The organism is Pedobacter sp. UYP24 (genome assembly GCF_054057295.1).
In genome coordinates this window covers 294,222-302,827 of sequence record NZ_JBSRZD010000004.1, presented here as the reverse complement: position 1 = coordinate 302,827, position 8,606 = coordinate 294,222, and the positions used below count along the sequence as shown (strand labels likewise).

The following is an 8,606-nucleotide window of genomic DNA, read 5'->3' as shown; positions in this document are numbered from 1 at the left end:
TAATCGCCTATAGCTTCTTTCCGAAAAAACCAGCAATCAAATATCAAACTGATGCTTCAACACAAATAACACTTTTTTAAATCGAACTCAGGTTAATAGATTCTGTAACTATTTCGCTTACGATTTTTTGCAAGGAAGGATAAATCATTTGTTCAAATAGCAAGGGCTGCTGGTTTTGTAGTAAACTTTGCAATACTGGTGATCAAATGAATCTGCGTTTAGCCAATCTTAAAATAGCGGCCAAAATTAAGACAGTTCCTGAGTTTTTTCTTAAGAAATGATGGATAGGTTTCATCACTACTTTAAGTATATAAGGATGGTCAGCGTTAGGTATTGTATTTTTCCTGCTCGGATTTGTATTGCTGATCATGTGCCTTTTTTCGCTTCAGTTTGTAGTTAATAGGATATCCTTTTATGTCGGACTAACCGTAATTTGGATAATTATTTTTCCACTCATAAAGAGGGAATTATTTTTAATGGTAAAGTTAATGTGAAAGTGCGCCTAATGAAAAGCAAAAAAACATTGTTTATTGTTCATGAGGGCACAAAAGTAAGAGTTATGGACAGCAGTAATGATTGGGTAAAGATAGAAACCCAATGGGAACATGGGCTCGGTAGAAGCGCTTGCTGTCCAATCTATTTAATATTTTCATATACATTATTCTACTTAATAATAGTTAGCTTAACAGGTGATAAATAAAATTTATCGCCTATTCTATAAGATAGCGAATATATTCCAGGAGAAATGTTGCTTGGCGTGCCAAAAAACACTACACCATCTTTTGAATTGCGAGGGTTCTGTCCCATCGGCTCGCCATTCAGATAAAATTCGTATGATGTGTAAGCTAAAAATCCGGCAAAAACATTTATTCCTTCTCCGGGTTTAATTGTTGATGGACTTATGTTGGTAATCTCATGCGAAGGTATAAGGACTTTTTGAAAGGACTTCACACCGAAAGGTCCCGCAAACAGGATGAAATCCCATTCGCCTGATTCCATGTCAGCTGGGAGAGTAAACTTGATTCCATCCCAGTTCACAATAATAGGTATTTCTACATTTCCTAATTTCGCATAAGGAAATCTACGGTCTATTGAACTTAATGTAGGTATATCTGAACCTTCTAATACCATAAATCTATTTCCGTTGATAATTTGTGTGTTAATGGCGGTTATAATTGGTGGGGTAATGATAAAATCTCCAATTTTCTGAGTAGTATTGTCAGTAAAGCCTATCGAAACAGCAGCAACCGCTGTGCTAACATCCATTGGCACAGGCCAGCGGAATGGGTTATTTCCAAATGACATCGCATTTTTATCACCAATTCTAACACCGTATAAGGCTATAAAGCTGGTTTCATTAATGTTATCTCCGATAAAGGTGATTTCAGTGTTTAAAGGACCTTTTTTAGGAGTGAAGTCTCTCACGTTTGCTTTTATAATGAAGTCATTAGTTACGATTACACTTTTGGTCTTGTCTGAAACAGTTAAAGGAATTTTGTCGCCATGATACGCTAAAATGCCTTTGGGAAGCTCCGCTTCAATTTGTGTGTTAGAAAATGAAACGACCTTTGCTTTGACGTTGCCCATCATTACAGTAATATCATCCACTTTTGAAGACATGAAGTTTCCGGCGATTTTTATTATATCACCTGTCTTTCCTGACATAGGGCTTACAACTCCTGGTTCAAGTGTGGGCGTTTCTATTTCGGACGGTTTCTTTTCATTGGGTAGTAGTTTATCAGTTTTACCGCAACTTTGAGCAAAAAAAATAAAAACGATAAATAGAAATCCTCGCGCAAGCAGATTGTGTTTTGAAGGAGCGTAAATCATAAAAATAAAAATTATATCAGGTTGATCTTAATATCTAAAAGTAATTGTTAACACGTAGAAATGCAAATGATGAAAGTTTTTAATCCGCAAAAGGAAGTATCAAGAGGTATAACATTGATTAAATAAGGTAAAAGATTATAAAAAAAAGGCCTCTAAAATAATTAGAAGCCTTTTTTGTGGTGGCAACTTTACAAATCTCGAACTATTTCCTAACTGATTTGCGATTGATAGCCGAATAAGGCTTACAGTGATTTTGCCTGCCCAAGTCTACATGCAGAATTTAATAACGCAAGGTCAGTTAGCTAGATGGCAATACAGCAAGCAATCTAAAACTCTTAAGTATAATAATTTTATAAAATTTGCGCCCGTCATTTTCGACCCCTTTTTTGATCGGGTTTTTACTTAAATAGGGAGTCGCTATCACTGATAGCTAACATATCGTTCTTCAAATTTACCGTCAGCAAACAGGTCAATCAAACCATATCCAGGTGCAGTTTCCCGCCGATTCCCTTTCCACCAGGCTCCGCTGACTGCTCCGTCACAAATGTAAGTGACGTTGTTATAGACCACTTTGTCACGTAAATGGATATGTCCGCTGAGACAAAGTTTTACGTTTGGATGCTGATAAAACAGCTTGATGATTTTAGCTGTATCTGTATGCATGTCGCCGCCCGTCATCGTCCATTTGTTTACGATATCGTCTTCTATCATCAGTGTGGCTGTTAGGATAGGAATATGTGACAGAATCAAAACCGGCATTTGCTGGTCAGTAGCTTCCAGTTCATTCTTGAGCCAGTCAAACTGCTCATCACCCAATTTGCCGATGTACCAGGTCTGATCGATATCCAGGTGTACACTGTCCAGTATGATGAATTTCCATCCGCCCTGCTGAAAACTATAATAAGGTTTTTTCAGTTGAAGCTGATTCATCGAATACTCCTTGCCATAAAAGGTGCGATTCTTACTGTTTTCATTCCACCAAATATCATGATTCCCCAAACAGTATTTCACCGGAAGGCTACATTCTGCTTTGATAATGCTGTGCGTTAATTTCCACTGATCATCAATGGTTCTCAGGTTTTCTTTATTCATGTCAAATACCACATCACCGCCGTTGAGGATCAAATCTACTTTTGGCGACTGTTGCTGGACATGGTGAAGGCATTTGGCATAGTTACGGGGTGCCCCCAAATCATTTTTCAAATGCACATCGGTAAGGTGAGCAATACGTAAAATAGGTCTTGTTGCTGCTAACAGACTTTCCACAGGCAGCGCCGTGGCCAGTGTAAGGCCGCCCATGTTTTTTAATAGAGTTCTTCTATTCATCTTTTTATATTAATAAAACATCCAGCTACAGTTGTTTCCGCAGCTGGATGCAGGGATTACCAGTTGGGGTTTTGTTTCAAATTAGGGTTGAGCAGAAGATCCTGCGTTGGCAAAGGGTACAGATAATCCTTGTTTTCATTGAATGATTTTGGCGTAGTAGGGTTGATCACAATATTACCTGAAGTACCATGCTCTAGAGTAACATCGGTACCCAGCTTCAGGAACTGTGCACCAGGAACGTTTGGCTGCATACCACTGTACAATACAAGATCTGTTTTACCATCGCCATCCAGGTCATAGTTTCCTGCTCCTTGGAAATAAACGCCTTTAAAGAGTTCGGTTAGCAGGTGACCTTCTTTCCAGCGCATCAGGTCATTCCAACGGAAACCTTCCATCACCAGTTCAATGCGGCGTTCCCTTCTGATTTCCAGGACTACGCCCCGGTTAAGACCGGTTACATGCGTATACTGCCCAGCCAGGTATGGATCCGGGTTGCTGTTGGCAGCAGCTAAGTTTAGGCTCGGCATACCAACACGGCTGCGCAGTTTCCCGATAGATTTATCCAGATCGGCTTGGGTCAGTGTGCCAAGCTCAGCTTTAGCTTCAGCAAAGTTCAGCATCGCCTCCGCAAGCCTGAAGATAGGTAGTGGTGTTGGTGATTTACCATTTGCGTCATTAGCTTGTGCAGTTACAAATTTGGTCAGCTGATATCCGGTCACCGTACCTGCATAGGATGGCGCAAGTACAATATTACCATCCACACGTTTGTAACCGGGGGTGCGAACGGTTTGCGACAAACGTGGATCTCTGTCTTTGACTTCTTCCAGGAACTGTTTGGTAGCATAGCCCGGCAGGTCGGTAAAACGGCTACCATCTTTCATCAGGTAACTGTTTACCAGTTTCTTTTCCAGCCCTGGTTTACCGAATGAGGGTGATACCGTATAGTAGTTCACATTGTGAAAAATCTGCAGGGAGTTGCTGTATTGCCTTGCCAGTATTACTTCATTAGCGACTACATCAAGAGCATGAAATAGGTCTGTATAGGCTTTTTCAGGTGAACTTGTGTATAAGGAATAGGGCCCCTGGTCTATCAATTGTTCAGCAGCAGTTGCAGATGCCTGCAAAAAGCGTTCGGCATCCTTAAGTGCAAATTCAGTATGATATTTCCTAAAAGTCCCTTCCGAGAGGCATAGCCTTGATTTTAGTGCCAGTGCAGTCCATTTGTTTACCTCACCCGGCGATTGGTTGGCAGGTAAGTTAGCTATGGCAAAGTCTATATCATTTAAAACCGAATCCATCACCAGAACGCGAGAATCGCGACCTTTCTTCAGCTGCGCATCGTCAGTAGTTTCAATCGGCTGTGAGTACCAGGGTACATCCCCATATCGGGTCACCATATTGGAATAAAAGTATGCCCTGAAGAATCTCGCGGTAGCTGCATATTTATTACTTATCGAAGAACTGATTCCACCTCGGCGGTAATTCTGCAGGAAGTAGTTTACGTTCCGTAAGTTTTTCCATTTCCAGCCTCCGCCAGCTACAGGAACAGTACGCCTTCCAATGACCTTATCAGTGGTTCCGTTCAGTGCAATGTTGTCACTGTTTTCACCATACAAACTGGTAAAAGAATTATCAGGTACAGATTCACTGTCTTCACCATCGGCAGTGGGTAACATAGTATCGTAAAACGATAAAACGTATAAATGGAGTTCATTCTCCGAGGCGAAACTATTGTCCGGTGAAATTTGTGAAAGTGGCTGCAGATCCAGAGATTTTTTACAGGCAGACAAGAGCAGAATGGCAGTTATTATTGTATATAGGAGTTTGTTCATGATTTTGAAGATTAAAATGTAATGTCTAACCCGGCAGTATATGATTTCATAAACGGATAGGAGCGTCCGCCAACATCGGACGCATCAGGGGTGATGGCTTCAGGATCGATATATTTTGTTTTCAATTTGGTCAGCGTAAACAGGTTTTGTCCGGTAAAGAAAAAACGCACGCGCTCAATTTTCCATTTCTTCACAATCGAAGAAGGAAGATTATAGCCCAGCGTTACATTTTTTAGCTTGACATAACCCAGGTTCTGAAGATACTTGTCATTATTATAGTATAGCTCCCCGCCTGAATAGGCAGCATAACCCCTATTCAAGGGGAAGTAAGAATCCGGATTCTGTGGAGTCCATAATTTACTTTCGTAATCTGCAGGGATAAAAGAAGAGTAAGGTCTGCCCAGTGTTCCCCAGAACATTCCGGCTTCTGTATTCGGATACCAGTTTTGCTTGCCTATGCCCTGAAAAAATAAGGAAAGGTCAAAATTATTCCAATTAAAGGCAGCGTTAATTCCATAAGAAAAACGAGGCAGGGAGTTTCCAATTTTACGCAGGTCACCATGATCATTCAGGGTGTTTTTCCCGTCATTAATTACGCCATCTCCGTTCAGGTCCTTAAACTTAAGATCACCCGCATGTAGCTGGCTCCATTCGCCTGGCGATCCTGTGCGTTGCCCGTCTACATAGTCCTGGTTAATCTTCCAGTTTTTAGCTTCTTCATCCGATTTGAAATAGCCATCAATGCTGTATCCCCATATTTCGCCGAGCTGCTGGCCAACATAGTAGTTGTTGAGCAGATTATTTGGATTATCAAAGCGGGTAATCTTCGATGTATAGTCAGATAGAACAAAGCCGAAGTTGTAACCAAAAGGTTTGCCCATCAGCTTACCATTGTCTTTCCAGTTGACGGTGAGGTCCCAGCCTTTGGTAAGGAGGTCACCGGCATTTTGTTTTGGAGATCCTGCACCATATACAGAAGGCAGGGTTTTTCCATCGATTAGCATGTCTTTAGTTTTTCTCGAATACCAGTCGAACGAACTTGAAAAACGGTTGTTAAGGAAAGAGATATCTGTGCCAAAATCCAAAGAAGTAGATTTTTCCCAAGTAAAGTCAGGAACTACCGGATTTGGCGAACTCAGGGTTTGAGCCTGATTACCATTTACGATCCATTTCGAAAGCGCAGCGTTTATCACGGCAATATAAGGGTAGAGGTTACTGGCACCTACACCAACATCCTGGTTACCCAGCGTTCCATATGAAGATCTTAACTTAAATTCGGATATAATGGGTTTAACTTTCTGAAAGAATTGCTCTTCGCTGATTCGCCATCCTGCAGAAACCGATGGGAAAAACCCAAAACGACTCTTTGTTGGAAATCTCGATGTACCATCATAACGGCCGTTGGCTTCAAACAAGTACCTACCCTTGTAATCGTAATTAATTCTCCCAAAATAACCCAGTAAGGCCCATTCACTCGCATTTCCCGTGGCGCGTTGAACACCTGTTCCCAGGTCAATCTGGTTCAGGTCTTCAGACAGCAGGTTCTGACGCATAACAGAGTTGTTTTTGTATTTCTGCAGTTCGTAGTTATATCCGGCGGTTAGTTTAAAATTGTGATCGCTTACCTTTTCTTCGTAAGTAGCGAAAATGTTTACCGAATGATGCTGGTCCAGTTTAGTGCTTTCCGTTAGCTGATCATTACCGTCGTAATTTATGACGCCGGGGTTGATAGACCAGGGGATGAGTGTGCTGCGCTGGAAATCGCTGTAGGGGCTAAGCTGAAAAGTGTAATTGGCGTTTAAATTTAGCCCCTGGGTAATGTTGGCGATAAACCCCGCCGTTGTTCTAAAATCGTAACTTTTTGTGCCACCAAAGGTTTTGCCATCCTGCAACATGGCATATTCATTGGCGCCGTAATTGTTAAGGTTGGTACGAAGGGTATAAGTTCCGTCCGGATTTTGAGGGACGTAGGCAGCCATAGCATGATTATACAATCCGGGATTGTTAGAGTTATATCCTCTTCCCGGCCAAACGTAATCATTGGCTCCAAACTGGGTGTTGGAGTACGCCGTGAGCCATTTGGAGAGTTTTGCATTCACTTTTGCCCTAAAATTATAGGCATTGTATATATCTTCGCGCAGGTTGGACTGGTAAATGCCTTCCTGGCGGAAATATCTTCCGGAGAGGAGAAAATCAACTTTTTCGTTTCCACCGGTGATATTTAAATGGTTTTCCATCTGAGGAGTAGACTCTTTAAAGAGAAAATCCCACCAGTTGGTGTTTCCGTAATATACATATTGGTCTTGCCCGTTGCGGTTTTGAACCACTACAGAGGGCAGGCTTTTATCGGTTTGTCTAAGTTTCAGCTGAGCGTAGTCGTCGGCGGTATACCCACTGTAGCTGTTGCCTACGTTTCTGGAGAATGCTTCATCCACAAGACGCATCTGATCGTATCCATCTGTAATAAAATCGGTTTTAGTAGTTACCTGCTGAAGACCGTAGTTGCTGCCAAAATTAACAGTCAGCTTCCCGTCTTTCGCTTTTTTAGTTGTTACGAGTACTACACCAAATGCTCCCCTGGCACCGTAGATGGCCGCAGAAGCAGCGTCTTTTAATACCGATACCGATTCCACATCGTGCGGGTTGAGCATATTGATGTCACCGGGCACGCCATCAATTAGCACCAGTGGGGAACCACTCACATTGGTAATCGATGCAAAACCCCGGACATTAAATTTTCCGGTACTCCCTGGGTGTCCGTCTCCGAAAGTAATATTCAGATTGGGTACGGTACCCTGCAATGCCTGGGCTATCCCTGCTACGGGCCTGTCGTCAAAAATTTTACCGTCTACCTGGCTCACGGCGCCAGTCAGATTTATTTTTTTCTGTGTGCCGTAACCTACCACAACCACTTCATTAAGACCGTTTGTACTGGGTAGTAGTTGCATATTCAAACTGGTAGTTTGCCCGGCTTTGATGCTCACGTCTGTAAACTGCTGCGTCTGGTATGAGATATAGCTGGCGGTAACTGTATAAATACCCTCCGGTATGTTTAGGGTATATGTTCCGTTTTCGTCCACTTGTATGCTTCTATTGAGTTCTACAATACGGATTATTGCTCCGGGCAGGGAAAGGTTTTGGTCGTCAACTACTTTTCCTGTTAATTTTCCCGGTTGCTGGCGCCGCAGTTCCTCTTTGCTCAGTGCATTGATCACCACGATGCCGTTCACTTCTTTATACCCAAGTGCGTGGTTTTCGAATAGCTTTTTCAAGATTTTTTCCAGCCTTTCGTCTTTGAAACTCATTCCGGAAACGTTGATTTTACTAATTAGGCGACGGTCATATGCAAAGTTTATATGGCTTTGCTCTTGCAGGGCAAGCAGGGCGGATTCGAGCGTCTCATTTTTAAACACTACTGATACCCGCTTTTCAAGAGACTGCCCTTCGCTTGCTAAAGAGGGCAATATCAGGGCGGCAGAAGTTAGAATACTCACCAGAATAAAAGTGATCCTCATCGTTTTAATGATAATGTTGTTAAATTTTAATTTCATACATTGTATTGCTTTTAAATTGTGAAAGATTTTAAGTATTGCCGTTTCAGCGGCATTTTAGAAAGAC

General features: G+C 42.0%; 4 protein-coding genes. All 4 read right to left on the bottom strand.

The window, feature by feature from the left end; genetic code table 11:
* Positions 1–663: 663 nt before the first annotated feature.
* Positions 664–1,830, bottom strand: a complete 1,167-nt coding sequence (locus ACVWYN_RS11020) for an IPT/TIG domain-containing protein (RefSeq protein ID WP_457288911.1) — start codon at positions 1,828–1,830, stop codon at positions 664–666.
* A 420-nt stretch (positions 1,831–2,250) separates the two neighbouring features.
* Positions 2,251–3,156 carry a metallophosphoesterase family protein gene (locus ACVWYN_RS11015; RefSeq protein WP_457288910.1) on the bottom strand — a complete coding sequence of 302 codons (906 nt, stop codon included), beginning with the start codon at positions 3,154–3,156 and terminating at the stop codon, positions 2,251–2,253.
* A gap of 56 nt (positions 3,157–3,212) precedes the next feature.
* Positions 3,213–4,988 (bottom strand): RagB/SusD family nutrient uptake outer membrane protein, encoded by a 1,776-nt coding sequence (locus tag ACVWYN_RS11010; RefSeq protein WP_457288909.1) that lies wholly within the window; start codon positions 4,986–4,988, stop codon positions 3,213–3,215.
* A gap of 11 nt (positions 4,989–4,999) precedes the next feature.
* Complete coding sequence (locus tag ACVWYN_RS11005) at positions 5,000–8,539, bottom strand: SusC/RagA family TonB-linked outer membrane protein (RefSeq protein WP_457288908.1); 3,540 nt, start codon at positions 8,537–8,539, stop codon at positions 5,000–5,002.
* Positions 8,540–8,606 lie beyond the last annotated feature (67 nt).